At 74.3% G+C, this 1,493-nt stretch carries 2 protein-coding genes; both read right to left on the bottom strand.

What is annotated here, in order from left to right:
* Positions 1-222: 222 nt before the first annotated feature.
* A complete protein-coding gene (locus D7V97_RS42960) occupies positions 223-966 on the bottom strand; it encodes a hypothetical protein (RefSeq protein ID WP_120616260.1) in 744 nt (247 codons plus the stop codon).
* Positions 967-1,056: 90 nt separating this feature from the next.
* Positions 1,057-1,493 (bottom strand): response regulator (locus tag D7V97_RS42955; RefSeq protein WP_147445259.1); only part of this gene is annotated, 437 nt, incomplete at its 5' end.

Genomic DNA, 1,493 nt, shown 5'->3' with positions numbered 1-1,493 from the left:
GGGTCGGGGTTGGCCTCCGGGGCGTCCAGGGCTTCGGCCAGCTTCTGCACGCGCTCCACCCACGGGCGCACGCGCCCGAAGATGTCCGTCAACAACGGCACGAGTCGGTTGGCCTCTTCCACGCTGAAAAAGCGCATCGCGCCGACAGCATGCAGCGAGCGCCTCCTGCTGGCCACCACCATCCCCCAGGCGATGCAGATGCTTCTGGGCCGGGGCCCGGGCTCACCCGCGCCGGAGCGACGCCAGGTTCTCCAGCAGCCAGCGCTGGGCGGACTCGCGCAGGGGGAAGGCGGCCTCGCGCGCGTAGAAGTCCGGGGTGTGTTCAGCGGCGCAGCGACCGGTGTCGTCGCCGTCACGGTCCGCGTCGGTGTGGGCCAGGTCCGCGTGCAGCAGGGCGTGGAAGACGATGAAGTCCACGACGAAGGCGGGGACATGCGGCCGGTCCAGCGCGGGGTGGACGCGCACCTCGCGCAGCCGCGCGTCGTAGCCCCCCAGGTGGATGGTGCGGCGCGTGCGGCGGCCCGGACGGCGGGCCCAGCCCACCTCCACCCCGTGCACCCGGCCGTCGAAGTACGCCGCGTCCAGCCGGGCGTGCACGGCGCGCAAATCAAAGCAGCGCCCCCGCGCGCGCAACGGTGCCCCGGGCCTGCGCTCGCGGCGCACCTGATCCGAATGCGCGTGGCTGAAGGACTCCAGCACCTCGCGCGCCGCCGCGTCGCCCGTCACGTAGCCCGCGATGGCGCGCACCACAGGCTCCGGCGCCTCGAGGAAGAGGTGGTGCACGCGCAGCCGCACGGCCTCCGGCAGCGTGCGGAAGCTCACCAGGGTGGCGCGGTTATCGGTGAGGCGCAGGTGCACGGGCAGACCCAGCAGGGCCGACACGCGCCGGGCCAGTTCGGCCGCCCGGGGCAGCGCGTCCTCGCGCGAGGGCAGCCGCGTGCGTCCGGGCGCCGGGGCGTCGAACATCGCCATCTGTCCATGCGGCGGACGCATTGCCCTGCAAGGTAAGCCCTGGGCCCGCCCGCTGGCCAGGGGATGGATGTCGTGGCGGTTGGCTCAGGACTTCGGGGGCGTCTCGAAGCGGCCCGCCAGCGACGCGAGCACGGCGAGCAACTCCACGGGCTCCACGGGCTTGGGCACGTGGCTCTGGAAGCCGGCGCGCAGCACGCGGGTGCGGTCCTCCGAACGGGCGTAGGCGGTGATGGCCACCGCGGGGATGCGCCCGCCCTGCTCCGGGGACAGCGCGCGCACGCGCTCGATGAAGCCGTAGCCGTCCGTGCCCGGCATGCCGATGTCGGACACGAGCACGTCCGGCTGTTCGGCCCGGAGCACCTGGAGCCCGTCCTCCGCGGAGCCGGCGGTGAGCACGGAAGCGCCGCTGTCCTCCAGCAGGGTGCGCAGCAGCTCGCGCGCGTCCTCCTCGTCATCCACCACCAGCACGCGCACGCCGTGGAGCTCGGCGGGACGGACGCGCTCCGGGCCCGGCACCGGGG

The sequence above is a fragment of the Corallococcus sp. CA053C genome, assembly GCF_003611675.1.
Lineage (GTDB): Bacteria > Myxococcota > Myxococcia > Myxococcales > Myxococcaceae > Corallococcus.
Note: the sequence above shows the minus strand (reverse complement) of the source record. Positions and strands in the feature narration are given on the sequence as shown.

Excerpts from the sequence above, each read along its gene's own strand:
- D7V97_RS42960 (WP_120616260.1), bottom strand. The coding sequence starts at position 966 with ATGTTCGACGCCCCGGCGCCCGGACGCACGCGGCTGCCCTCGCGCGAG.